The organism is Kineococcus lubricus (assembly GCF_050871965.1).
Lineage (GTDB): Bacteria > Actinomycetota > Actinomycetes > Actinomycetales > Kineococcaceae > Kineococcus.
The window spans coordinates 1-22,250 of the sequence record NZ_JBJLSK010000042.1; the positions used below are offsets into that span (position 1 = coordinate 1).

27 protein-coding genes are annotated in these 22,250 nt (G+C 74.6%); 9 read left to right on the plus strand and 18 right to left on the minus strand.

What is annotated here, in order from left to right; translation table 11 throughout:
- Positions 1 to 104: 104 nt before the first annotated feature.
- From ACRYRX_RS20635 to ACRYRX_RS20670, 8 genes are read right to left on the minus strand one after another with little or no spacing between them, the layout of a single operon-like run.
- Entirely contained in the window at positions 105 to 743 is a 639-nt protein-coding gene (locus tag ACRYRX_RS20635) for a TrmH family RNA methyltransferase (RefSeq protein ID WP_432514994.1), read from the minus strand.
- Positions 744 to 762: 19 nt separating this feature from the next.
- Positions 763 to 1,938, minus strand: coding sequence for an ABC transporter permease (locus ACRYRX_RS20640; RefSeq protein ID WP_432514995.1), 1,176 nt, complete (start codon positions 1,936 to 1,938; stop codon positions 763 to 765).
- Positions 1,935 to 2,825, minus strand: a complete 891-nt coding sequence (locus ACRYRX_RS20645; protein WP_432514996.1) for an ABC transporter ATP-binding protein — start codon at positions 2,823 to 2,825, stop codon at positions 1,935 to 1,937. The genes ACRYRX_RS20640 and ACRYRX_RS20645 overlap by 4 nt, the downstream gene beginning before the upstream one ends.
- Before the next feature lie 58 nt (positions 2,826 to 2,883).
- Positions 2,884 to 3,936, minus strand: coding sequence for a sulfate/molybdate ABC transporter ATP-binding protein (locus ACRYRX_RS20650; protein ID WP_432514998.1), 1,053 nt, complete (start codon positions 3,934 to 3,936; stop codon positions 2,884 to 2,886).
- Positions 3,933 to 4,730 (minus strand): ABC transporter permease, encoded by a 798-nt coding sequence (locus tag ACRYRX_RS20655; protein ID WP_432515000.1) that lies wholly within the window; start codon positions 4,728 to 4,730, stop codon positions 3,933 to 3,935. Before ACRYRX_RS20655 ends, ACRYRX_RS20650 begins: the two co-directional genes overlap by 4 nt.
- Positions 4,727 to 5,482, minus strand: coding sequence for a molybdate ABC transporter substrate-binding protein (modA, locus tag ACRYRX_RS20660; RefSeq protein ID WP_432515002.1), 756 nt, complete (start codon positions 5,480 to 5,482; stop codon positions 4,727 to 4,729). The genes ACRYRX_RS20655 and modA overlap by 4 nt, the downstream gene beginning before the upstream one ends.
- Positions 5,479 to 5,898: a TOBE domain-containing protein gene (locus ACRYRX_RS20665; protein ID WP_432515004.1), complete on the minus strand. Its 420-nt coding sequence runs from the start codon at positions 5,896 to 5,898 to the stop codon at positions 5,479 to 5,481. Before ACRYRX_RS20665 ends, modA begins: the two co-directional genes overlap by 4 nt.
- A gap of 56 nt (positions 5,899 to 5,954) precedes the next feature.
- Entirely contained in the window at positions 5,955 to 6,350 is a 396-nt protein-coding gene (locus ACRYRX_RS20670) for an ankyrin repeat domain-containing protein (RefSeq protein ID WP_432515006.1), read from the minus strand.
- Positions 6,351 to 6,511: 161 nt separating this feature from the next.
- Between ACRYRX_RS20670 and ACRYRX_RS20675 the strand changes: the two genes are divergently transcribed.
- The 6 genes from ACRYRX_RS20675 (at position 6,512) to ACRYRX_RS20700 (ending at position 11,020) form a co-directional block, all read left to right on the plus strand.
- On the plus strand, positions 6,512 to 7,264 hold the full coding sequence (locus tag ACRYRX_RS20675; protein ID WP_432515007.1) for a sugar phosphate isomerase/epimerase family protein: 753 nt from the start codon (positions 6,512 to 6,514) through the stop codon (positions 7,262 to 7,264).
- Positions 7,261 to 8,379 carry a Gfo/Idh/MocA family protein gene (locus ACRYRX_RS20680; RefSeq protein WP_432515009.1) on the plus strand — a complete coding sequence of 373 codons (1,119 nt, stop codon included), beginning with the start codon at positions 7,261 to 7,263 and terminating at the stop codon, positions 8,377 to 8,379. Before ACRYRX_RS20675 ends, ACRYRX_RS20680 begins: the two co-directional genes overlap by 4 nt.
- A 187-nt stretch (positions 8,380 to 8,566) precedes the next feature.
- Positions 8,567 to 9,307, plus strand: coding sequence for a DedA family protein (locus tag ACRYRX_RS20685; protein WP_432515010.1), 741 nt, complete (start codon positions 8,567 to 8,569; stop codon positions 9,305 to 9,307).
- A gap of 24 nt (positions 9,308 to 9,331) precedes the next feature.
- Entirely contained in the window at positions 9,332 to 9,745 is a 414-nt protein-coding gene (locus ACRYRX_RS20690) for an acyl-CoA thioesterase (RefSeq protein ID WP_432515012.1), read from the plus strand.
- 31 nt (positions 9,746 to 9,776) lie between these two features.
- Positions 9,777 to 10,397, plus strand: coding sequence for a DedA family protein (locus ACRYRX_RS20695; protein WP_432515014.1), 621 nt, complete (start codon positions 9,777 to 9,779; stop codon positions 10,395 to 10,397).
- The gene (locus ACRYRX_RS20700; protein ID WP_432515015.1) at positions 10,394 to 11,020 is read left to right on the plus strand and encodes a YigZ family protein; all 627 of its coding nucleotides are present in this window, start codon (positions 10,394 to 10,396) and stop codon (positions 11,018 to 11,020) included. The genes ACRYRX_RS20695 and ACRYRX_RS20700 overlap by 4 nt, the downstream gene beginning before the upstream one ends.
- 18 nt (positions 11,021 to 11,038) lie before the next feature.
- Here the strand turns inward: ACRYRX_RS20700 and ACRYRX_RS20705 are convergent, their stop codons facing one another.
- Genes ACRYRX_RS20705 through ACRYRX_RS20740 form a run of 8 tightly spaced genes read right to left on the minus strand, consistent with a single transcriptional unit; the run spans position 11,039 to position 18,519 of the window.
- A complete protein-coding gene (locus tag ACRYRX_RS20705) occupies positions 11,039 to 11,908 on the minus strand; it encodes a putative RNA methyltransferase (protein WP_432515017.1) in 870 nt (289 codons plus the stop codon).
- Entirely contained in the window at positions 11,854 to 12,228 is a 375-nt protein-coding gene (locus ACRYRX_RS20710; protein ID WP_432515019.1) for a hypothetical protein, read from the minus strand. Before ACRYRX_RS20710 ends, ACRYRX_RS20705 begins: the two co-directional genes overlap by 55 nt.
- Entirely contained in the window at positions 12,228 to 12,794 is a 567-nt protein-coding gene (pyrE, locus tag ACRYRX_RS20715; protein ID WP_432515021.1) for an orotate phosphoribosyltransferase, read from the minus strand. Before pyrE ends, ACRYRX_RS20710 begins: the two co-directional genes overlap by 1 nt.
- A 54-nt stretch (positions 12,795 to 12,848) precedes the next feature.
- The gene (locus tag ACRYRX_RS20720; protein ID WP_432515022.1) at positions 12,849 to 13,721 is read right to left on the minus strand and encodes a phytanoyl-CoA dioxygenase family protein; all 873 of its coding nucleotides are present in this window, start codon (positions 13,719 to 13,721) and stop codon (positions 12,849 to 12,851) included.
- Between the two features lie 23 nt (positions 13,722 to 13,744).
- Entirely contained in the window at positions 13,745 to 14,635 is an 891-nt protein-coding gene (locus ACRYRX_RS20725; protein ID WP_432515023.1) for a carbohydrate ABC transporter permease, read from the minus strand.
- Position 14,636: 1 nt separating this feature from the next.
- On the minus strand, positions 14,637 to 15,587 hold the full coding sequence (locus tag ACRYRX_RS20730; protein ID WP_432515024.1) for a carbohydrate ABC transporter permease: 951 nt from the start codon (positions 15,585 to 15,587) through the stop codon (positions 14,637 to 14,639).
- A complete protein-coding gene (locus ACRYRX_RS20735; protein ID WP_432515025.1) occupies positions 15,587 to 16,891 on the minus strand; it encodes an ABC transporter substrate-binding protein in 1,305 nt (434 codons plus the stop codon). Before ACRYRX_RS20735 ends, ACRYRX_RS20730 begins: the two co-directional genes overlap by 1 nt.
- 41 nt (positions 16,892 to 16,932) lie before the next feature.
- A complete protein-coding gene (locus ACRYRX_RS20740; protein WP_432515026.1) occupies positions 16,933 to 18,519 on the minus strand; it encodes an alpha-N-arabinofuranosidase in 1,587 nt (528 codons plus the stop codon).
- Between the two features lie 285 nt (positions 18,520 to 18,804).
- Between ACRYRX_RS20740 and ACRYRX_RS20745 the strand changes: the two genes are divergently transcribed.
- From ACRYRX_RS20745 to ACRYRX_RS20755, 3 genes are all read left to right on the plus strand, one after another.
- Positions 18,805 to 19,854, plus strand: a complete 1,050-nt coding sequence (locus ACRYRX_RS20745; RefSeq protein ID WP_432515028.1) for a LacI family DNA-binding transcriptional regulator — start codon at positions 18,805 to 18,807, stop codon at positions 19,852 to 19,854.
- Between the two features lie 10 nt (positions 19,855 to 19,864).
- On the plus strand, positions 19,865 to 20,665 hold the full coding sequence (locus ACRYRX_RS20750) for an exodeoxyribonuclease III (protein WP_432515029.1): 801 nt from the start codon (positions 19,865 to 19,867) through the stop codon (positions 20,663 to 20,665).
- Positions 20,666 to 20,727: 62 nt separating this feature from the next.
- Positions 20,728 to 21,279, plus strand: coding sequence for a hypothetical protein (locus ACRYRX_RS20755; RefSeq protein WP_432515030.1), 552 nt, complete (start codon positions 20,728 to 20,730; stop codon positions 21,277 to 21,279).
- A 19-nt stretch (positions 21,280 to 21,298) separates the two neighbouring features.
- On the opposite strand, the gene ACRYRX_RS20760 is transcribed toward ACRYRX_RS20755, so the two are convergent.
- Both ACRYRX_RS20760 and ACRYRX_RS20765 read right to left on the minus strand, forming a co-directional pair.
- Positions 21,299 to 21,895 (minus strand): DUF1684 domain-containing protein, encoded by a 597-nt coding sequence (locus ACRYRX_RS20760; protein WP_432515031.1) that lies wholly within the window; start codon positions 21,893 to 21,895, stop codon positions 21,299 to 21,301.
- Positions 21,892 to 22,245 (minus strand): STAS domain-containing protein, encoded by a 354-nt coding sequence (locus ACRYRX_RS20765; RefSeq protein WP_432515032.1) that lies wholly within the window; start codon positions 22,243 to 22,245, stop codon positions 21,892 to 21,894. The genes ACRYRX_RS20760 and ACRYRX_RS20765 overlap by 4 nt, the downstream gene beginning before the upstream one ends.
- Positions 22,246 to 22,250 lie beyond the last annotated feature (5 nt).

A 22,250-nucleotide genomic window follows, 5' to 3' on the forward strand; every position in this document is an offset into this window, starting at 1 on the left:
CCCCCCCCCCCCCCCCCCCCCCCCCGCGCCCCCGCCCCCCCCCCGCCCCACCCCCCCCCGCCGGCGGCGGCGCCCCCGGCCCCCCCGCCCCCCCCGCTCCTCGATCACGGGTGGGCGGTGGGGCGCTGGCCGAAGACGTGCCGGCGCACCCACGCGTGCATCGCGACGGCCGCGGCGGCCCCCACGTTGATCGAGCGCGTCGACCCGAACTGGGCGATCGCGAGGACGTCGACGCAGTGGCCGACGGCCTCCGCGGTCAGCCCGGGACCCTCCTGCCCGAACAGCATCACGCACGCGCGCGGCAGGTCGTACGTCTCCAGCGGCACCGACCCCTCCACGTTGTCGACGCCCACGATCGGCAGGTCCCGCTCGGCCGCCCAGGCCGCGAGCGCCGCCACGTCGGCGTGGTGGTGGGTGCTGAGGTACCGGTCGGTGACCATCGCCCCGCGCCGGTTCCAGCGCTTGAGGCCCACGACGTGCGCGCCGGCGGCGTTCACGGCGTTCGCGGTGCGGACGACGGACCCGATGTTCGCGTCGTGCTGCCAGTTCTCCACCGCGACGTGCAGCGGGTTCCGGCGGGTGTCGAGGTCGGCGACGATCGCCGCGTTCGACCAGTAGCGGTACTCGTCCCCGACGTTGCGGCGGTCCCCCTCGCGCAGCAGCTCCGGGTCGTACCGCGGGTCGTCGGGCCAGGTCCCCTCCCAGGGTCCGACGCCGACGACCCGCTGCTCCTGTTCACTCACCCGGGGATCCTCCCAGGTGTCAGGCGGCCTTCCTCCAGGCCGACTTGAAGCCCAGCGAGCGCCCCGTCTGCAGCAGGCTGTTCTCGTACAGCCGTCGCGCGACCGCCACGAACAGCACCGCGGTGACGGCGATGACGCCCAGGGACAGCAGCGGCTCCCACAGCGCGACGTCGCCCTGGACGACCCGCTTGGGCATGACCATCGGCGAGGACAGCGGGATGTAGGACAGGGCCGTCTGCAGCGCCCCCGGCTCGTTGGCCAGGAACGAGGCGAAGAACGGCAGCATCACGAACATCTGCACCGGGGTGGCGGTGGACTGCAGGTCCTCCAGCCGGCTGGCCATGGCCCCGGCGGCCGCCCACAGGCACGACAGCATCGCGAACCCGAGGACGAAGAACACCAGGAACCAGGCGGCGGCGGTGGGGATGCCGGGGATCGACTCCAGCAGCTCGGGCTGGGCGATGCGCAGCGCGACGACCCCGGCGGCGACGAGCAGCAGGATCTGCCCGAACGCCAGCAGGCCGTTGCCGAGGATCTTGCCGATGAGCAGCTGCCGCACCGGGACGGTGGTCACCAGGAGCTCGATGACGCGGGTCTGCTTCTCCTGCACGACGCTCTGCGCGATCGAGTACCCGAAGATGACGACGATCTGGAAGAACAGCACGGCGAAGGCCAGGCCGAGCAGGTAGACCGTGAAGGGGTCCACCGCGTCGGGGGCCAGCAGCACCGTGGTCGGCGGCGGCAGCGACAGGACCGCCCGCACGTCGTCGGCGCCGACCCCGAGGGCCTCGAACCCGGCGACGGTCTGCGCGGCGCTGATCCGCGCGGTGAGGACGCCGGTGAGGGTGTCCGGCACGGTGCGGTCGCCGACGATGACCGTCCCGGTGCCGGTGACGAGCACCGCCGCGTCGACGTCGCCGTCCCGGACGGCCCGCTCGGCGGCGGCCGCGTCGGGCTGGTCGCGCAGCACGACCCGGTCGTCGGGGCTCTCCCCCGGCTGGGCGGTCTCGACGTAGGGGCGGGAGTCCCCGGTGACGGCCACGTCGTAGTCGTTCGAGCCGCCCGAGATCACCCCCGGCAGCACGGCGGCGAGCGCGACGATGACGAACAGCAGGACGGTGGAGAAGATGAACCCCTTGTCCCGCAGCCGTTCGGTCATCTCCCGCTGGGCGACGATCCACCACTGGCCCTTCACCGGGACACCTCCTGGAACAGTTCGGACAAGGTGGGCAGCAGCGGCGCGAACGACCGGACGGGCCCGCGGCGGACGGCTTCGGCCAGGACCCGCTGGTCCAGGCCGGCGGTGTCGTCGGGCAGTTCGAGGACGACGCCGTGGGGGCGGCGCTCGAGGACCCGGACGCCGGGGACGTCGCGCAGCCAGTCGAGGTCGGCGTCGGAGACCAGCTCGTAGCGGGACCCGCCGCGTTCGCGGCGCAGCTTCTCCGGTTCGCCCGAGGCGACGACGCGGCCGCCGTGCAGGATCACCAGGTCGTCGCAGAGGCGGTCGACGAGGTCGAGCTGGTGGCTGGAGAACAGCACCCCGACCCCGGCGGCGGTCTTCTCCCGCAGCAGTTCGGCCATCGCGTCGACGGCCAGCGGGTCCAGGCCGGAGAACGGCTCGTCGAGGACGAGCAGCTCGGGGTCGTGGATGAGGGAGGCGGCGACCTGCACGCGCTGCTGGTTGCCCAGCGACAGCGACTCCAGCTTGTCGCGGGAGCGCTCCCCCAGGCCGAGGCGGTCCAGCAGCTCCTGGCCGCGGCGCGCGGCGGCGGCGCCGTCGACGCCGTGCAGGCGGGCGAGGAAGACGAGCTGCTCCAGGAGGCGGCCCTTGGGGTAGAGGCCGCGCTCCTCGGGCATGTAGCCGAAGCGGCGGCGGGTGGCGAGGTCGGGGACCTGCCCGCGGAACGTCACCGACCCGGAGTCGGCGGCGAGCACCCCCAGGGCGATCCGCATCGTGGTGGTCTTCCCGGCACCGTTCGCGCCGACGAACCCGACCATGCGCCCGTCGGGGACGCTGAGGCTGACGTCGTCGAGCGCGAGACGGTCCCCGAACCGGCGGGTGATGTTGTCGAGGACGAGCACGCCACCGAACCTACGGGTCCGCTGTGAACGGGCGCGTCCACCGAAGGTCTCACCGCCCTCACCTCGTGGGGTGGACCTGCACGGCGGTCGCCTTGACCGCGAGGTGGACGGTCGCGCCCGGGGTGAGGTCGAGCTCGGCGGCCGCGGCGACGGTGACGTCGGCCAGCACCTCCCCCACCGCGGCCCGGGCCCGGACGCGGACGACGTCGCCGCGGGGGCTGACGTCGACGACGTGCGCGGGCCACCGGTTGCGGGGGCTGCCGCCGGGGTCGGCGGCGTGGACGGCGACGGCGGACGGGCTGAACAGGGCGACGCCGCGTTCCCCGGCGGCGCCGTGCACGCGCCCGCTGACGGCGGTGCCGTCGTCGGCGCGCAGGCCGTCGGCGGTGAGGGTGCCCGGCAGCAGCACCAGCCCGGCCAGGCGGGCGCCGAACGCGCTGCGCGGGGTGGTCAGGACGTCCTGGACGGCGCCGCGCTCCACGACGCGGCCGGCGTCGAGGACCACGACGCGGTCGGCGAGGGCGAGGGCGTCCAGGGGGTCGTGGGTGACGAGGACGGCGGTGCGGTCGCCGCCGCGCAGGACGCGGCGCAGGACCTGCCGCACCTCGGGGGCGGCGGTGACGTCGAGCGCGGCGAGCGGTTCGTCGAGCAGCAGCAGCCGCGGCTCGGCGGCCAGCGCGCGGGCCAGGGCGACCCGCTGGGCCTGCCCGCCGGACAGCTCGTGGGGGCGGCGGGCGGCGAAGCCGGCGGCCCCGACCTCGGCGAGCAGGCCGGCGGCCCGGGCCCGGGCCCGCCGCCGCGACGCCCCGGCGCTGCGCGGGCCGAACGCGACGTTGTCCTCGACGCTCAGGTGCGGGAACAGGAGCGGGTCCTGGGCGAGCAGCCCCACGCCGCGCCGGTGCGGCGGGACGCGGGTGCGGTCGTCGGCCAGGACCCGGCCGTCGAGCACGACGCGGCCCGCGGTGGGCCGCAGCAGCCCGGCGAGCAGCGCCAGCAGCGTCGACTTCCCCGCCCCGTTGGGCCCCAGGACGGCCAGGACCTCCCCGGCGGCGACCTCGCAGCGCACGGCCAGCGCGCGGGGGGCGAACGCGACGTCGACCTCCAGGCTCACGGGGTGCCCCGCCGTCCCCGGACGGCGACGACCACGACGACGGCGACGACGACCAGCAGCAGCGACAGGGCGGCGGCGGCGTCGGGGTCGGTCTCGCGCTGGAGGTAGACCTCCAGCGGCAGCGTGCGGGTGACGCCCTGGGCGCTGCCGGCGAACGTGAGCGTCGCGCCGAACTCCCCGAGGGCGCGGGCGAAGGCGAGCACCGCGCCGGACAGCAGCCCGGGGCCGACGAGCGGCAGCGTGACGCGGAGCAGGACGCGGCTGGGCCGCGCGCCGAGGGTGGCGGCCACGGCGTCGTACCGGGGGCCGGCGCTGCGCAGGGCCCCCTCGAGGCTGAGGACGAGGAACGGCAGCGACACGAACGTCTGCGCGATGACGACGGCCGCCGTCGTGAACGCCACCTCGATCCCGGCGACGGACAGCGCGGGCCCCAGCAGCCCGCGCCGCCCCAGCGCGTACAGCAGCGCCAGGCCCCCCACGACGGGGGGCAGCACGAGCGGCAGCAGCACGACCGAGCGCAGGACCCGCAGCCCCGGGAGGGTGCCGCGGGCCAGCACGAGCGCCAGCGGGACGCCCAGCAGCAGGCACAGCACGGTGCTGGCGGCGGCGGTGCGCAGGCTCAGCAGCAGCGCGGCGCGCGCGGAGTCCGAGGTCAGCAGCGGCAGGAGGTCCGGCCAGTCGACCCGGCTGAGGATCCCGGCGAGCGGGAGCGCGGTCAGCGCCAGCCCCAGCGCCGCGGGGACGTACACCCAGCGCGGGAGCGCGCTGCCCGGCGCGGCGCCGCGGCCGGTCACGGCGTCCCGAACCCCGCGTCCCGCAACGCCTCCCGGCCCTGCGGCCCGGTGACGAAGGCGACGAAGGCCGCCGCCAGGGCGGCGTCGGAGGCGTCCCGCAGCGCGGCGACCGGGTAGGTGTTGACGGCCCGCGCGGACTCGGGGAACGCGATCCCGGTGACGGCCTCGCCGGCCCGGGCGACGTCGGTGACGTAGACGAGCCCGGCGTCGGCCTCCCCGGAGGTGACCTTGCCCAGGACGTCGGTCACCGAGGACTCCTCGCTGACGGGCGAGAGCGTCACGCCGGTCGCCTCCTCGACGGTCCGGGTCGCCGCCCCGCACGGGACCTGCGGGGCGCAGACCACCACCTTCAGCCCGGGTGCGGCCAGGTCGGCGAACCCCGTGACGCCCGCGGGGTTCCCCGCGGGGGTGGCGATCTGCAGGACGTTGGTGGCGAAGTCGACGGGGTCGCCGGCGGTGAGGGCGGCGTCGGCGACCTCCGCCATGTTGGGCTCGTCGGCGGAGGCGAACACGTCCGCGGGGGCGCCCTCGGTGATCTGGGTGGCGAGGTCGGAGGACCCGGCGAAGGAGAACCCGACGTCGACGCCCGGGTGGGCCCGCTCGAACCGGGCGCCGATCTCGCTGAAGCTCGCCTCCAGGGACGCGGCCGCGAACACGGTGAGGGTGCGCGTCCCGGCGTCGGCGTCCGGGGACCCGCAGGCGGCCAGCAGCGCCCCGGCCGCGGCGAGGGCGAGCAGCGGGCGGGGCTTCACGCGACGTCCCCGCCGGGGGTCTCGACGATGACGGTGGTGGCCTTGACCACGGCGGTGGCGCGCGAGCCGGGGGCCAGGCCGAGCTCCTCGACGGCTTCGCGGCTCATGAGGGACACGACGCGGTGCGGGCCGCACTGCATCTCCACCTGGGCCATCACGCCGTCGGCGACGACGCGGGTGACGAGGCCGGCGAAGCGGTTGCGGGCCGAGCGGGCCACGGCCGTCGTGTCGGTCGCGGCGGCGGCGGAGGTCGCGGCGTGCCGGACGGCGAAGGCGGCCAGCGCGGCGCCGTCGACGACGGTGCGGCCCGCCGCGTCCTTGCCCGCGGGCAGGGTCCCGGCGTCGGTCCAGCGCCGGGCGGTGTCGTCGGAGACGCCGAGGAGGTCGGCGACCTCGCGGATGCGGTACTGGGGCACCCCCGCAGCCTAACCGCGGGTGCGGCTCCCGAGGAGCCCTGGAGCCGCAGCTGCGGTCAGCGCGGAGCGGTCAGCAGGGCCGTCATCTCCGGCAGGTCGAACACCTGGGCCACGGCGAGCCCGGACTGCCGGCCCAGCGCGGGGTCGGCGCCGGCGTCGAGCAGCAGCTCCACGACGGGCCGGGACCGCCGGAAGACGGCGGCCCCCAGCGCGGTCTGGCCCTTGTCGTTGACGCGGGAGTGGTCGGCGCCGCGCTCCAGCAGCAGCCGCACCGCGTCGGGGTGCGCGTGGTAGGCGGCGAGGATCAGCAGGGTGTCGCCCGCCGAGTTGGTCAGGTCGGCCGGGACGCCGACGTCGAGGCGCTCGGCGAGCGTGGCGGCCGCGCCCTCGCGGGCCAGGTCGAACGTCTCCTGCAGGTAGCGCAGCTCGTCCTCGGACAGTCCCTCGGTCACCGCCGGATCGTACCGAGCACCGCGAGGGGGTGGCGTCCGGCGGACCGCGCCCCGTACGGTTGCTGAACCGGTTCGGTCGAGCCGGTCGCAGGACGAGGGCGTCCCGGACCCCCGCCCTCGGACGCACCCCCGTCACCCCCCGAGAGGACGCGGACCACCGCATGACCACGCTGGACACCTCGAAGATCTCCCTGCAGCTCTACACCGTGCGCGCGGCGCTGGCCGCCGACCTCGACGGGACGCTGGCCCGCCTGGCCGCCACCGGCTTCACGCTGGTCGAGCCGTTCGGGCTGGCCGAGCGGGCCGCCGAGCTCGCCCCCGCCCTGCGCGCGCACGGGCTCAGCGCCCCCAGCGCGCACGCCGGGATCGTCGGGCGCGACCTCGACGCCGTGCTGACCGCCGCCGCCACCACCGGCACCACCCTCGTCGTCGAACCCCACGTCGACCCCGCGCGCTGGACCACCGTCGAGGACGTCGCCGCCGTCGCCGCCGAGCTGAACGCCGCCGCCGAACGGGCCGCCGACGCGGGCGTCACCGTCGGCTACCACAACCACGAGTTCGAGCTCGCGACGACGATCGCGGGACGCCCGGCGCTGGAGGTCTTCGCCGACCACCTCGCCGACGCCGTCGCCCTGGAGGTCGACACCTACTGGGCCGTCGTCGGCGGCGTGGACGTCCCCGACCTGCTCGCCCGCCTGGGCTCCCGCGTGAAGGCCGTCCACCTCAAGGACGGCGACGGCACCCGCGACACCTCCCGCCAGGTCGCCTGGGGCACCGGCGACCTCGACGTCACCGCGATCCTGGCCGCCGCCGGCGGCGTCGACCTCGCCGTCCTCGAGCTCGACGACACCACCGGCGACATGCTCACCGCCGTGCAGGACAGCTTCACCAACCTCACGAAGGCCCTCACGTGAGCGCGCCCGCCCCCCGCACCGGCCCCGTCGGCATCGGGATCATCGGTGCCGGCGTCATCAGCGGCACCTACCTGGAGAACCTCACGTCCTTCCCGGACGTGCGGGTCCACGCGATCGGCGACCTGTTCCCCGAGGCCGCCCGCGCCCGCGCCGAGGAGCACGGCGTCCCCCACCACGGCGGCATCGACACCGTCCTGGCGGACGAGGACGTCGAGATCGTGGTCAACCTCACGGTCCCCGCCGCCCACGTCGAGGTGTCCCTGGCCGCGATCTCGGCCGGCAAGCACGTCTGGTCGGAGAAACCCGTCGCGCTGGACCGCGAGGGCGGGCAGCGGCTGCTCGCCGCCGCCGACGCCGCCGGCGTCCGCCTGGGCTGCGCCCCCGACACGTTCCTCGGCACCGGCCTGCAGACGGCGCTGAAGGCGTTGCGGCGCGGCGACATCGGCGAGCCGCTGACGGCACTGACCCTCATGCAGTCCCCCGGCCCGGAGTCCTGGCACCCCAACCCGGCGTTCCTGTTCCAGACCGGCGCCGGTCCCCTGTTCGACATCGGCCCCTACTACCTGACCGCGCTCGTGCAGGCGTTCGGGCCCGTCGCCTCCGTCGCGGCCGTCGCGGGCAGGTCCCGCGACCAGCGGACCATCGGGTCCGGCCCCCGCGCCGGTGAGGTCTTCGACGTGACGGTGCCCACGCACGTCAGCGCGCTCGCGCGGTTCGCGAGCGGGCAGAGCTCGCAGAGCACCTTCAGCTTCGACTCCCCGCTGCAGCGGCACGGGTTCGTCGAGATCACCGGCACCGAGGCGACCCTGGCCCTGCCGGACCCGAACGACTTCGACGGCGACCTGCGCATCCGCCGCGCGGGCAGCGACGACTGGGAGCTGCTGGCCTCGACGCAGGCGCTGTCGACCCGCGGGACGGGGGCGCTGGAGATGGCCCGCGCGATCCGCGCCGGGCGCCCGCACCGCGTCCAGGGCGCCCTGGCCCACCACGTCGTCGACGTCATGGTCTCCATCGACGAGTCCGCCCGCACCGGCACCTTCGTGCCCGTGGGCAGCACCGTCGAGGCGGCCGAGCCGCTGCCGGACGACTGGGACCCGACCGCCCGCACCGTCTGAGGCGCACCGCCGGCGGGGTCCGGATCGTTGGACCCTCGCTCCCGATCACCGGGAGCGTGGGTTCAACGATCCGAACCGGTGGCCGCGGTCCGTCGAGCGGCTGATCCCGGGGTGAACAGGTCATCCTCTGGGCTGATCTCCAGCCTCGGTCGACCTCGGGCCCGGGAACCGGACTTACCCTGGGGACGTGTCGTTCCTCGCCGAGCTGTCGGCCTCGCTGACCTCCGCGGCTCCGGCCGCCGCACCCGCGCTCCTGCCCGACTGGGCCAGTCCCGAGACCTTCCTCGACACCCTCGGCGGCGCGGCCCTGTGGGTCTCGGTGGTCATCGTCTTCGTCGAGTGCGGGTTGTTCCTGTTCTTCCTGCCCGGCGACTCGCTCCTGTTCACCGTGGGCCTGTTCACCCACTCGGACGTGCTCCGGGAGCCCATCTGGCTGTCGTGCCTGCTGCTGTCGATCGCGGCGTTCCTGGGCAACGTCGTGGGGTACGAGATCGGCCGCAAGGCCGGGCCGGCGCTGTTCGACCGGCCCGGTTCGAGGATCCTCACCCCCCAGCGGATCACGCAGACCCACGAGTTCTTCGAGCGGTTCGGGGCCCGGGCGATCATCCTGGCCCGCTTCGTGCCCGTCGTGCGCACCTTCATCACCCTCGCCGCCGGTGCGGGCGCCATGCCCCGCCGCACGTTCGTGACGTTCTCGGCCATCGGGGCCGTGCTGTGGGCGACCGGCATCACGCTGCTCGGCTACGCCCTGGGCGGCGTCACGCTGATCCGCGAGAACCTCGAGCTCGGGCTGCTGCTGCTCGTCGTCCTGTCCCTCATCCCGGTCGGCATCGAGTACCTGCGCAACCGCGCCAAGGCGCGCCGGCACCCCGCGACGCTGCCCGCGCAGGCGACCGGCAGCCCCCGCACCCCCGAGAACCACCGCTGAGCGGCCACCGGGCAGGATGACCCGGTGGCTCGTCGACGGATCCTCCTGCCCCTGCGCTGGGGCGACATGGACGCCTACCGGCACGTGAACAACGTCGAGGTGCTGCGGATCCTGGAGGAGGCCCGCGTCCGCGCGTTCGGCACCGCCGCCCCGGACGGGACCGCCCCCATGCTCGCCACCGGGATGGTGGTGGCCAAGCACACCGTCGAGTACCTGCTCCCGCTGGACTACCGCCTCGAACCGGTCGCGGTCGACCTGTGGATCGGGCGCGTCGGCGGCGCCAGCTTCGAGGTCGACTACGAGCTCCTGGAACCGGACGACCCCGCGACCGTCTACGTGAAGGCCTCCACCGTGTGCGTCGCGTACGACTTCGACGCCGGCCGCCCGCGCCGCCTCGACGACGACGAGAAGGCGCGGCTGGCGACCCTCGCCCCCTGAGGACGCCGGGGGCCTCTGCGAGGATCGCGGGGTGTCCGACTGGCTCGCCCACCTCGCCGATCCGCAGCTCGAGGACCTCGGCGCCGCGGGCCTGTACGTCCTGGTCTTCGGGATCGTCTTCGCCGAGACGGGCACCCTCGTCGGGTTCTGGCTGCCCGGCAGCAGCGTCCTGTTCACCGCCGGGCTGCTGGCCGCCCGGGACGGCTCGCCGCTGTCGCTGCCGGTCCTGGTCGTGGGCGTGACCCTGGCCGCGATCCTCGGCGACACCGTCGGCTACTGGTCGGGCCGGCGGCTGGGCCGGCCGTGGCTGCTGCGGCGGGCGGGCAAGGCGGCCCGGCACCTGCCGAAGGCCGAGGCGTTCTACGCCCGGTACGGCTGGTTCGCGGTCGTGGCCTGCCGGTTCATCCCGTGGCTGCGCGCGTTCACCCCGATCATCGCCGGGACGGCGGCGATGTCGTACCCGAGGTTCTTCTCCGCCAACGTGGTCGGCGCCCTGTGCTGGGGCGCGATGCTGGTGCTGGCCGGGTACGCCGCCGACTCCCAGCCGTGGCTGCGGACGCTGGCGTACGCGGTCGCCGGGACCGCGATCCTCGCCTCGGTCCTGGCGCCCCTGGTGTCCTGGGTCCGCCGTCGCCGGGCCGCGCGCCCGTGAGGGACCCGCTGCCGGTGCCGGCGCGGGCGGTGCGGACCGAGCTGGTGGTGGAGCGGTCCCGGTTCCTCACGACCCTCGAGCCGGTCGACGGCGCCGCGGCGGCCGAGGCCGTCGTGGCGCGCGTGCGCCGGGAGTTCCCCGACGCCCGGCACCACTGCACGGCCGCGGTGCTGGGCGAGGACGGTGGGCTCGCGCGGTCCCACGACGACGGCGAGCCCGCCGGGACGGCCGGGGCGCCGATGCTCGCGGCCCTGCGCGGGGCGGGGGTGACCGGCGTCGTGGCCGTCGTCACGCGGTACTTCGGCGGGGTGCTGCTGGGGACCGGTGGGCTGGTCCGGGCCTACGGCGGGTCCGTCGGCGCGGCCCTGGCCGCGGCCGGGGTGGTGCGGCGCCGGTGGGTCGACCTCGTGGACGTGCGCGCGGGACTGGCCGACGGGGGCCGGGTGGAGGCCGAGCTGCGCCGCACCCGCGCCGTCGAGGACGTCGCGTGGTCCGCCGACGGGTGGCGGGCCGTGGTCGCGGTCCCGGTGGGCGCGGTGGGGGTGCTGCGCGCCGAGCTGGCCGCGGCGGGCCTGCGGACGAGCGCCGAACCCCTCAGCCGCGCCGTGCGCCCCTGCCCGTGACCGCGGTGGGGCCGGGGGTCAGGCGGGGCTGCGGGCGACGGTGAGGCGGACCGCGACGGTCACGTCGACGGCGTCCGGGACGGTCTCCAGGCGGGCCCGCAGCGCGGCCTCGTCGGTGTGGAACGCGCTGGGGCCCATGAGCACCAGGGCCGCGAGGTCGCGGCGGGTCAGGGTCCGGGTGAACCGCAGCTCGTCCTCGTCCACGAGGTCGAACGCGGCGAGCTCGCCGTGCAGCCGCTCGGCCTTGCCCGCCTCCACGCCGACCATCCCCAGCGGCCCGCGCACCTCCTCCAGGTGCTCGGGCAGCGGCGTCACGACGACCCACCGGCCGCCCGGGCGCAGGACCCGCCGCACCTCCGCGGCCCCGCGGGGGGCGAACACGTTGGTCACGAGGTCGACGCTGCCGTCGGCGAACGGCAGCCCGCGCCACACGTCACCGCCCACGGCGGCCACCCGGGGGTGGGCGCGGGCGGCGCGCCGCAGCGCCGCCGTGGACGGTTCCAGCACCGCCCCCCACCCGCCGGTGGCCTCGACGACGGCGGCGAGGTGGTGGCCGGTGCCGCCGCCCACGTCGAGGGCGAGCCCCGGGACGGCGCGCCCGGCGAGGGCCGCGACGACCGGGGCGTAGTGGCCGGCGCCGAGGAACTCCTCCCGCGCGGCGACCATCGCGGGCGTGTCACCCCCGGTCCGGCTGCCGACGGCGAGGTTCACGTACCCCTGGCGGGCCAGGTCGAACCGGTGCCCGGCCGCGCACCCCAGCGTCCGGTCGGCGCGCTCGAACGCCGCGCCGCAGACCGGGCAGCGCAGGGCCGCCAGGACGGCGTCGAGGGCGTTCAGCGCTCCGCCGCGGCGCCGAGCGGGTGCAGCCCGGACAGCGTCGCCACCCACGAGGCGGGGATCGCGTGCAGGCGGGCGTCGTAGGCGCGCACGGCCGCGGAGTGGAAGGCGACGTCCCCGGCGAGGCGGTGCTCGGCGTCGGCGAGCGCCTTGACGGTCTGCGGGTCGGGTTCGGCCGCGGACGCCTCCTGGGCGTGCAGGTGCGCGGACAGGTCCGACAGCCGGCTGCGGCGCTGCTCGGCCAGGGCCCCGGCCTCCACGGCGAGGTCGCGCATCCGGACCAGGGCGGCGCGGGTGCTCACGGCGTACAGCGCGACGACGAGGACGAGCAGGACGACGACGATCAGCACGACCGTCCCGGTGGCGCCCATCAGGCGAGCCCGATGTCGGCCAGGCCGAAGGCGGAGCGGTACGGCAGGCCCTGCGCCTCGACGCGTTCCCTGGCGCCGGTGTCGCGGTCGACGATGACGGCGACCCCGACGACCTCGGCGCCGGCCGCGCGCAGCGCCTCGACGGCGGTGAGGACCGACCCGCCCGTGGTGGAGGTGTCCTCGACGGCGAGCACCTTGCGGCCGGCGACGTCGGGGCCCTCGATGCGGCGCTGCAGGCCGTGGGCCTTCTCGGCCTTGCGGACGACGAACGCGTCGAGGGCGCGGCCGCCGTGGGCGTCGGCCCAGCCGCGGGCGCCGGCGGCGTGGACCATCGCGAGGGCGACGGGGTCGGCGCCCATGGTCAGGCCGCCGACGGCCTCGAAGTCCCAGTCGGAGACGAGGTCGAGCATGACGGGCCCGACGAGGGCGGCCGCCTCGCCGTCGAGGCTGATGCGGCGCAGGTCGACGTAGTAGTCGGCTTCCTCACCGCTGGACAGCGTCACCGCCCCGCGCACGACGGCCTTGGCGGAGACGAGGTCGGCGAGGCGTTCTCGATCGGTGCTCACGGTCGCCGATCCTAGGTGCTCGTCCCGGGGGGTGTGATCGGCGGCGGCGGCCGGTCACCGGGCCGCGCCGGGGGTGGGCCGGTCCCGCAGCCGCGCGGGCACCACCTCCTCGCGGGGGGCGGTGGGGCGGAAGTCGAGGCGGTCCACCCCGAGGCCGCGCAGGACCGCGAGCTCGACCGGGGAGTGCTCGGCGGGGTCGTCCCGGTCGAAGCGCAGGGGTTCGCGCAGGCTGAGCGGCGGGTTGGTGATGAGCCGCTGGGCGCGCAGCACGTTCTGGGAGGTGGCGTGCAGGACGAAGGGGTGCATGAGGACGACGTCGCCCTGCTTGCCGGTGAGTTCGACGAACTCGCGGCACTGCCGGATGAGCGGGGTCTGCTGCAGCTCGTCGGGCAGGACGCCCTCGGGCCGCTCGGCCAGGAAGCGCGCCACGACGCCCACGGAGTCGGTGGCCACGAAGGTGCCGCCCCCCTGGGACAGGACGTCGGTCCACAGCACGATGGTGAGCAGCCCCTGCTCGGGGGAGTCCAGGAAGTGGCGGAAGAAGTCGCCGTCCTTGTGCCACCCGCCGACGTCGGCCGAGGGCGGGTCGAAGGGGCGGTCGGCGCCGACCCCGAGGTTGGCGATGATCCCGTCCGACCAGTGCCAGGGGGTCTGCACGCGGTCCTCGCCGCCGAGCAGCTGGCAGGCCGCGCCGAAGGCGCGGGGGGCGAACGCGGCGGCGTCGAGGTGCTGCTCGGAGGGCAGGTGGACGCGGGGGCGGTCCCAGGTGGTGGGGTCGTCGCGGTCGACGCCGAGGCGGTCCCAGGCGCGGTCGACGACGGGGGCGGCGGCCTCGGCGTCGAAGCAGCCCTCGAGGACGACGTACCCCTCCTGGAGGAAGTGCTCGACCTGGGTGTCGCTCAGCGGTGCGGTGGTGCTGGTGCTCACGGGTGTCCTCCGGTGGGTGGGGCTCAGCCCTTGAAGGCGCCGTCCATGATCCCGGAGACCATCTGCTTGCCGAAGAAGGCGAACAGCACCAGGAGCGGGACGGTGACGAGGAAGGACCCGGCCATGGCCAGGCCGAGGTCGACGGAGATGTTGGACTGCAGGGCCTTGATGGCGATCTGCGCGGTGTACGTGTCGGGGGACTTCAGGACGATGAACGGCCAGAGGAAGTCGTTCCAGGCGTTGACGAAACCCAGCAGGCCCAGGACGGCGGCGGCCGGCCGGACGACGGGGAAGGCGATGCGGGTGAAGATCTGCCAGGAGTTCGCCCCGTCCATGCGCGCGGCCTGGAGCAGTTCGTCGCTGATGGTGGCGCTGATGTGCTGGCGCATCCAGAAGATGCCGAAGGCGCTGACCAGGCCGGGCACGACGAGGGCCTGCAGGGTGTCCACCCAGCCGAGCGTCGACATGATCATGTACTGCGGGATGATCGCGAGCTGGGCCGGCACGGTCATGGTCAGCACGAGGACCAGGAACAGCGCGTCCCGTCCGCGGAAGGTCATCTTGGCGAAGGCGAAACCGGCCAGCGAGCACAGGAACGCCTGCCCCACGGCGATGAGGGCCGCGACGACGAAGCTGTTGAACAGCGACCGCAGGAACGGCACGGTCTCGAACACCAGCTTCAGCAGGTCGGGGAAGTTCGCGCCGGGGACGACGCGCGGCGGCAGCTGGGTGGCCGCCTCGGAGCCGACGGAGGAGACGACGAACATCCAGTAGACCGGGAAGACGCAGGCGGCCGCGGCCAGGGAGAGCAGGACGTAGGTGTACCAGCGCACCCGGGCGATGGACCGCCGCCGGGGCCGGGACGCCGGGACGCCCGGCGCACCGCGGCGCGAGGGTTCGGTGGAGGTGGCCATGTCAGCCCTTCTTCCCCAGTCGGCTGGAGAGCAGGAAGTTGATGAGCGCCACGACGACGATGATGGCGAAGAGGGCGACCCCGATGGCCGAGCCGTAGCCGAACTTGAACGAGCCGAAACCCTGCTCGTAGAGGAAGAGCGAGAGGGTCTGGCACTGGCGGGCGGTGCCGCAGGTGAGGGTCCCGTTGGACAGCAGCAGCGGCTCGGTGAAGATCTGCAGGCCGCCGATGGTGGACATGATGACGGTGAAGACGATCACCGGGCGCAGCGAGGGCAGGGTGATGTGCGTGAACTGCTTGACGGGCCCGGCACCGTCCATCGCCGCCGCCTCGTACAGGTCGCGCGGGACGGCCTGCAGGGCGGCCAGGTAGAGCAGCGTGTTGTAGCCGAACCAGCGCCAGACCACCATGACCGAGACGAGCAGGTGGCTGCCGGCCGGGGTGGACATGAAGTCGACGTGGTCGAAGCCGAACGCGCCGAGGAACCAGTTCAACAGGCCGTAGTCGCGGTTGAACAGCTGGGCGAAGACGATCGCCGTGGCCGCGACGGACGTGATGTACGGCAGCAGCATCGCCATGCGGAAGAAGGTGGCGAAGCGCAGGAACGCGCTGTTGAGCACCTGCGCGAGGATCAGCGCGATGAGCAGCTGCGGGGCGGTCGAGATGATCCAGATGCTGAAGGTGTTGCGCAGCGCGTTCCAGAAGCGCGGGTCCTGCGCGAGCTGCTGGAAGTTCGCCAGGCCGACGAACGTCTTGTCGCCGATCGGGTTCCAGTCGAACAGCGCGACGTAGAAGGTGAACAGCAGCGGGAAGAGGCCGAAGACGAGGAACAGGACGTAGAAGGGCGCCACGTACCCGTAGGGCGCCAGCCGCTCCCACCGCTTCTCCACCGGCCGCGTCGCGGTGGCGGGCGCGACACCCCGCAGGCTGCCGGGGGTGAGGGTGGCGCTCATCAGGCGCCGATCGCCGTCTGGATGTTCTTCACCGCGGTGTCCCAGGCGGCGTCGGCGGGGGCGCCGTCGCCCTCGACGCCGTTGAGGGCGTTGAGCAGTTCGGTGCTGATCTCGGTGTTGTACTCGCCGTTGACGAAGGGCTTCAGGCCCAGGACGGCCTGGGTGAAGATCTTGCCGGTGGGGGCGCCGCTGAAGAACGAGTCGGTGTGGTCCACCAGTTCCGGCTTGTCGTAGTTGACCGGGGTGGTGGGCAGCGAGCCGGAGTCGATGAAGTGCTGGAGCTGCTGCTCGGGGGACTGCATCTTCGTGATGTACGCCCACGCCGCCTCCGGGTTGGCCGCCCGCGCCGGGATCGCCAGGTAGCTGCCGCCCCAGTTGCCGCTGCCGCCGGGGATGGTGGCGATGTCCCACTTCCCCTCGGTGTCGGGGGCCGCGGAGCGGATGGACCCCAGCATCCAGGACGGTGCGGCGACGGCGGCGAACGCGCCCTTGGCCATGCCGGCGTTCCAGCCGTCGGTGAAGCTCTCCAGCTTGGCGGTGATCCCGGCGGCGATGGCCTTGAGCCCGAGGTCGAAGGAGTCGCGCACGATGGGGTTGGTGTCGTAGACGACGTCACCGTCGGCGGAGTAGTACTGCTCCTCCCCCTGCGAGACGGCCTGCAGGAACACGGTGGTGGCGGCGTTGTCGATGAACGCGTTGCCGGTGGCCTGGGTGTAGCGCTGCCCGGTGGCGATGAAGTCGTCCCAGGTGGGCCACAGGGCGCTGACCTCATCGCGGTTCGTCGGCAGCCCGGCGGCGGCCAGGAGGTCGGTGCGGTAGGCGACGCCCATGCCGCCGACGTCGGTGGGGATGCCGACGATCTCCCCGGACCGGGCGGTGGCCTGCGCCATGACCCAGTCCACGTAGTCGTCCTGGATGTCGTCGGCGCCCAGGGTGGTGAGGTCGACGAAGTTCCCGGGGTTCTTCATGAACTTGGGCAGGTCACCGGCCTGGATCAGCACGAGGTCGGGCACCTTGCCGCCGGCCAGGGCGGTGGTCAGCCCCTGCGCGGTCTCCTGGGCGTTGCCGACCTCGGTGAGCTTGACCGTGACGTCGGGGGCGAGTTCCTCGTACGCCTCGACGTCGGCCTTCTGGTTGATGCCGGTGAAGGACCAGAACTCGAAGGTGTTCGGGTCGGTGGAGCTGCCGGACCCCGACGAGCAGGCCGAGGCGGTGAGGGCGAACCCGCCGGCGAGGCCGCCGAGGGCGAGGGCGCGGCGGCGGGACAGGGACAGGGACAGGGACGTGCGGGACGGCGTGTTCACGGGAGGTCCTCCTCGGGGAGCGGTGGGTGGGGTGGCGCGGGTCAGGCGCCGGTGGCGAAGCTGACGGTGGCGAAGCTGTGCGCGGGCAGCGTCACCCGCAGCACCCCGCCCTCGACGCTCAGGCCGGGCAGGTCGCGGACCGCGACCGGGGTGTCGGTGGCGGTGTTGTGGGCGGAGATCTCCGCCGCGCTCAGCAACCGGCCGGTCGGTGCCTCCACGGCGCAACCCCGCACGTCGATCTCGACGGTCAGCTCGGCGGTGGCGTCGAGGTTGCTGAGGGAGACCAGGACGCGCCCGTCCCGGGTGCTGGCCGAGCCGGAGAACGTCGAGAGGGTGGTGCCGTCGACGTCGCGGGAGGGGGTCTGCCCGCGCACGGCCAGCGGCAGCGACGCCGCGTCGTGGTGTCCCTTGTTCATCTCGAACACGTGGTACGTGGGGGTCAGGACGAGGGTGTCGCCGTCGGTCAGCAGGACCGACTGCAGGACGTTGACGGTCTGGGCGATGTTCGCCATGACCAGCCGGCCGGCGTGGCGGTGGAAGGCGTCGAAGTGGACCCCGGCCACCAGGGCGTCGCGCAGGGTGTTCTGCTGGAACAGGAAACCGGGGTTCGTCCCGGGTTCGACGTCGAACCAGGTGCCCCACTCGTCGAGCACGAGGCCGACGCGCCGGTCGGGGTCGTAGGCGTCCATGACGTGGGCGTGCCCGGCGATGATCCGCTCGATCCCGGCGGCCTTCACCATCGTGCGGTAGTACTCGTCGTCGTCGAACCGCGTCGCGGAACCCTTCGCGTCCCAGGTGGGGCCGACGATCGTGTAGTGGTGGAACGAGATCGCCTGGTAGGTGTTCTTCCCGTGCCCGGTGACCTCGCCGTCGCCGAGGTAGCGGCCGAGGTTCTGCATGAGGACCTCGGTCCAGCGGTAGTCGGCGTCGGCGGCCCCGGCGGCGATGCGGTAGAGGCGGTTGTCGCCGTGGTCGAGGCTGTAGGTGCCGTACTGGCGGGCGAGTTCGGCGTAGGCGCCCGAGCTCATGCCGCCGCCGCAGCCCCAGGGTTCGTTCCCCAGGCCCCAGAACGGGACCTTCCAGGGTTCGTCGCGGCCGTGGGCGCGGCGCAGCCGGGCCATCGGGGAGTCGTCGGCGCGGGTGAGGTACTCGATCCACTCGGCGGCCTCGCGGACGGTCCCGCTGCCGACGTTGGCCGAGACGTAGGGGTCGGCGCCCAGCAGTTCGCACAGCGCCATGAACTCGTGGGTGCCGAAGGAGTTGTCCTCCACGACGTCGCCCCAGTGGGAGTTCACCATCGCCGGGCGGTCCTCGCGGGGACCGACGCCGTCGCGCCAGTGGTAGGTGTCGGCGAAGCAGCCGCCGGGCCAGCGCAGGTTGGGGACGTCCAGGGCGCGCAGGGCCTCGACGACGTCGAGGCGCAACCCGCCGGCGTTCGGGACCTCGGAGTCCTCCCCCACCCAGAACCCGCCGTAGATGCAGCGGCCGAGGTGCTCGGCGAAGTGGCCGTAGAGGTGGCGGCTGATGCGCGGGCCGGGCAGGTCCACGTCGAGGACGGCGCGCACCCGCGCGGCGGGGGCGGCCGGGTCGTCGGGGTGGGTCCGGGCGAGCGGGAGGGAGTCGTCCACTCGGTGGTCGTCGGTGATCACGCGGGCCTCGCAGGGTCGGGGTGGGGCGGGCACGTTCCCGCCGGCTCGTCGGGGTCTTCCGGGTCTTCCGGGTGTCTTCGGAGTCGTGGCGCGGGGCCGTCCCGTCCGCCCTCGTCGGCGGCCGCGACCCTGCGTATATCGATATAGTGGGAGGGCCGCCCAGCGGTGTCAAGGGGTTCACCCGGCCCTGGGCGGTAGTTTCAGGAGCGGCGGGACGGAACCCCGTCACCCACCGCGCCGGGAGAGGGGTCGACCGTGGTCACGATGCGCGACGTGGCGGCCGAGGCCGGGGTCTCGGCCATGACCGTCTCCAACGCCCTCACCGGCCGCCGGCCCGTGAGCGAACCCACCCGCCGGCTCGTCATGGAGACCGTGGAACGGCTGGGGTACCAGGTCAACGTCGCCGCCCGCAGCCTGCGGCAGGGCCGGACCGGGGTCGTCGGGATCGCCGTCCCCACCCTGGACAGCCACTACTACGGCCAGCTCAGCCACCGCCTGGTCCGCGCGTTCTCCCAGGTCGGGCTGGCCACCGTCGTGGAGGAGACCCACGCCAGCCGCGAGGGCGAGATCGCCGCGTTCCGCGACTCCCGCCTCAACGCCTACGACGGGCTCGTCATCGCCGCGCTCGGCCTCACCGAGCGCGAGATCGACGCCTTCAGCCGCGAGGTCCCCGTCGTCGTCCTCGGCGAGCAGGAGCTGCACCGGACCGTCGACCACGTCAGCATGGCCAACGTCGCCGGCGCCGAGGCCGCCACCCGGGTGCTGCTCGAGCACGGCCGCCGGCGCCTGGCCCTCGTCGGGTTCCCCACCCTGGAGGACGTGGGCTCGGTGCACCTGCCCGAGGGCGCCGCGTTCTCGCTGCGCACCGAGGGTTTCCTGCGCGCCGCCCGCGCCGCCGGCGCCGAGGTCACCTCCGCCCACGCCGGGGTCACCCAGGCCGCCGGGTGGCGGTGCGCGCAGGAGCTGCTGGCCCGCCCCGAACCGCCCGACGGCGTCTTCTGCGTCACCGACACCCTCGCCTTCGGGGTGGTGCGCGGCCTGGCCGACGGCGGGGTGCGCGTCCCCGAGGACGTCCTGGTCATCGGCTTCGACGACGTCGAGGACGCCCGCTTCCACATCCCGTCGCTGTCGTCGGTGGCCCCCGACCACGCCGCCCTCGTCCAGGAGGCCGTCCGCCTCCTCCGGCGCCGGATCCAGGACCCCACGGCCACCCCGCAGGACGTGACCGTGCCGTTCACCGTCGTCGAGCGGGAGTCCACCCTCGGCCGCGGCCGGGGAGACGGCCCGGGAGGCGGGCGGGACGGAGCGGGGTAACGTCCGGCGCGTGCGCCTCGCGACCTGGAACGTGAACTCCATCCGTGCCCGGCTCGACCGGGTCCTCGCCTGGATCGAGCGCAGCGACGTCGACGTCGTCGCGCTCCAGGAGACCAAGTGCAAGGACGAGCAGTTCCCCGAGCAGGCGTTCACCGACCTCGGCTACCAGGTGGCCCACCACGGCCTGTCGCAGTGGAACGGCGTCGCGCTGGTCTCCCGGGTGGGCCTGGAGGACGTCAGCACCGCCTTCTCCCCCGACGTGCCGCACTTCGGGGACCCGGCCGTGGCCGAGGCCCGGGCCATCGGGGCGCTGTGCGGCGGGGTGCGGGTCTGGAGCCTGTACGTGCCCAACGGCCGCGGCCTGGACGACCCGCACTACGCCTACAAGCTGCTGTGGCTGCAGTCCCTGCGGGACGCGGGGGCGCGCTGGCTGGCGCAGGACCCGGCGGCCCAGGTCGCGCTCGTGGGCGACTTCAACATCGCCCCCCAGGACGAGGACGTGTGGGACGTCGACTTCTTCGCCGGGTCCACCCACGTGTCCGAACCGGAGCGGGCCGCCTTCCGGGCGCTCGTCGACACCGGTTTCACCGACACGGTGCGCCCGTACGCGCCCGGGCCGGGCACCTACACGTACTGGGACTACACGCAGCTGCGCTTCCCCAAGCGGCAGGGCATGCGGATCGACTTCGTGCTCGGCTCCCCCGCCCTGGCCGCGCGGGTGACGGGCGCGACGATCGACCGGGCCGAGCGCAAGGGCAAGGGCGCCTCCGACCACGCCCCCGTCGTGGTGGAGCTTGCGCCGAACGCGTGAACCCCGCCCGAACGGGCTCCGCGGGGGCGACGAACGCGCCCGCGCTCACTAGATTCCGAACGGTGCGAGCACCTGTCAGCTGCGACGACCTCGAACGGGTCGAACTGAGCGCGGCCAACGACGCCCGGGGTCAACGGGCCGTCGCCGACCTCCTGCACTCCTGGGCGCGGCGGGCGGTACCGGGCGACTCGGTGTCGCGCGGCCGGCTGTTCGTCGCGGCCAGCGAGCACGCGGCGTTCGCCGGGGACGCGCGGCGGGCCCTGCGGCTGGCGCGCGAGGCACTGGCCACCGGCGACCACGTCGCCCCCGACACCCGCTGCTACGTGGTCTCCGCGCTGCTGGTGTGCGGCCACCTGCGCGAGGCCGTCGTCCTGGCCGACGAGGTCCTCGACAGCCACGGCCCCGACGTCGACGTGTACCTCCAGCTCGGCGAGGAGTTCTCCTGGCACCGGCAGGCCGAGGAGGCCGCGCGGATCTACACCCTCGGGATGTTCCGCTGCGCCGGGGACGACGAGGCCACCGAGCAGCTGCTCGGGGCGTGGCGGCGCGGGCGCGCCCCCCGCACCGTCGACCTGCGCGAACCGGTCCCCGCCCAGGGGTCGGCGCGGGACTGACCGGCCCCGCACGGGCAGCTCAGGGGGTGCCCCACGGGCCGGCGAGCTCCCCGGCGCGCACCGCGACGTCCACGACGTTGCCCGGCGGCGGCAGCGGGCACGCCCACACCGGGTCGTACGCGCAGCTCGGCGGGTAGGCGAAGTTCAGGTCCACGACCAGCCCCCGCCCGGTGCTGCCCAGGTCGGCGCCCTTGACGGTGTCCAGCACGTACCGGCCCCCGCCGTACCCCGGGCCGGGGTCCTTCAGGGGCACGAACAGCCCGCCGCCGTACTGGTCCAGCCACCACACGTCGAGGGTCCCCACCCCCGGCAGCGCCACGGCCCCGACCCGCTCGAACACCACCGTCCCGTCGGTCCCGGTCACCGCCTCCCGGCGCAGCGGCGCCGCCGGCTCCACGGGCACCTCGAACCGCAGGGCCGGGTCGTACGCGGCGACCGGCAAGCCGGTGAAGCGCTCGCGGTCGGCGGGCAGCAGCGGCCCCGCCGGGTGCGTGGCGAACAGCTCCTCGCGGCCCGCCACCCACACCGCGTGCCCGGCCGCCGGGTCCAGCTCCCGCACCCGCGCGTACAGCGCCGCGACCCGGCGCCGCCAGTCCAGGACGTCCAGCCGGTTCACGCCGCCGGGCCCCGCGGCACGTCGGGGCGGAAGTCGATGATCTGCTCCAGCCGGGCGCGGTGCACCAGGTGCCGCACGACCTCGGGCGGGTCGGTCACCGTGATCCGCCGCTCCCCGCTGCGCGAGGCCAGCCGGGCCAGGAAACCCAGCCCCGTGGAGTCCATGAACGTGACCCGCTCGGCCTCCACGACCACCGGCAGCCGCACCGCCAGGGCCTCGTCGACGCACCGCACGAGGTCCGGGCCGAGGTAGGCGTCGACCTCCCCGGTCAGCCGGACCAGCACGTGGTCCGGTGCGAGCTGGACGTCCACCGTCCCCGGCGGGCCGTCGAAGGTGCTGCTCGAGGTCACCGGCC

Coding starts and splice junctions, on each gene's coding strand:
- ACRYRX_RS20675 (WP_432515007.1), top strand. CDS start 6,512: ATGACCACGCTGGACACCTCGAAGATCTCCCTGCAGCTCTACACCGTG.
- ACRYRX_RS20710 (WP_432515019.1), bottom strand. CDS start 12,228: ATGGGCGCCACCGGGACGGTCGTGCTGATCGTCGTCGTCCTGCTCGTC.
- ACRYRX_RS20725 (WP_432515023.1), bottom strand. CDS start 14,635: ATGGCCACCTCCACCGAACCCTCGCGCCGCGGTGCGCCGGGCGTCCCG.
- ACRYRX_RS20730 (WP_432515024.1), bottom strand. CDS start 15,587: ATGAGCGCCACCCTCACCCCCGGCAGCCTGCGGGGTGTCGCGCCCGCC.
- ACRYRX_RS20745 (WP_432515028.1), top strand. CDS start 18,805: ATGCGCGACGTGGCGGCCGAGGCCGGGGTCTCGGCCATGACCGTCTCC.